Source organism: Streptomyces huiliensis (genome assembly GCF_020037025.1).
GTDB classification, from domain to species: Bacteria; Actinomycetota; Actinomycetes; order Streptomycetales; family Streptomycetaceae; genus Streptomyces; species Streptomyces huiliensis.
The window spans coordinates 1-937 of the sequence record NZ_JAIQLH010000483.1 but is presented as its reverse complement, the minus strand read 5'-3'; the positions used below and the strand labels follow the sequence as shown (position 1 = coordinate 937).

The window sequence follows — 937 nt, the reverse complement described above, 5'->3', positions numbered from 1 at the left end:
TGCGCTACCTGGAGCTCGACGGAGAGCGGCCGGGGGCGGTGGCCGAGGGCCGCGTCGGCGTGGTCGCGGACCTGGACCCGGCGTTCCAGACCGCCCGCGTCACCGGGCACCCGAACGGTGCCGTCGGCCTCGTCGACGTCACGCTGTGTGCCGACGACGCCGAGCTGGACGCCGTCCGGGAGCGGTACGAGCGCTGCCTGGGGCGGCCGGCCCGCGCGGAGGGCCGGGCCCTGGTCTTCGGCCTCGCCGGGGCCTCGCTGACCCTGGTGGCCGGCTCCGCCCTCGGCACGCTGCTGCCCGGCGAACGGGCCCCGGCGCTGCCGGCGCTCGTCGCGTACACGGTCGCGGTCGACGACCCGGACGTGACGCGGGAGTTGCTGACGGACAACGGGATACCGGTGCGGCGTACGGCCTCCGGCGACCTCTTCGTACCGGCCGCCGCCGCGCTCGGCACCGCCGTCGTCTTCCGGCGGGCGGATCAGCCCTCGGCGGGCTGACCCTCCTCGCCGGCGGGGACCGTCAGCCCGACGCCCTCCGCCACCACCGCGACCGCGTAGTCGAAGAACGCCGCCTGGTCGTGGACGCTGTCGTGGGTGCGGCTGAAGACCTGGAAGGACAGCAGGCCGATCAGGCCGCTCCAGAGCACGATCCCACGCTCGATGAGGTCCGCGAACGGTTCGCCGGGGGCCTCGCCGAACAGCTCCGCCGCCTCCGGCCGGATCAGGGGCGGCCCGGGCACGGCCCGCCGCGGCGGGATCAGCTCCCCGGCCTCCAGCGCGGCCCGCAGGACGCCGGCCAGCACGGCGGGGGTGCGCGCGGCGGGCGGGACGGTCTCCTGCGGGGCGTGGTAGCCCGGCACGGGCGAGCCGTAGAGCAGGGCGAACTCGGCGGGGTGCGCGAGGGACCAGGCCCGCGCCGCCCGGGCGACGGCCAGCAG

The 937-nt window shown here is 77.6% G+C and carries 1 protein-coding gene and 1 pseudogene; one reads left to right on the top strand and one right to left on the bottom strand.

The annotated features are described in order from the left end of the window. Positions 1–497: pseudogene (locus JNW98_RS35330) on the top strand (VOC family protein); the annotation flags it as partial. On the opposite strand, the gene JNW98_RS35325 reads toward JNW98_RS35330, so the two are convergent. After that, a partial coding sequence (locus JNW98_RS35325) for a TetR-like C-terminal domain-containing protein (RefSeq protein WP_223772353.1) occupies positions 479–937 on the bottom strand: 459 nt, incomplete at its 5' end. The pseudogene JNW98_RS35330 and the gene JNW98_RS35325 overlap by 19 nt on opposite strands.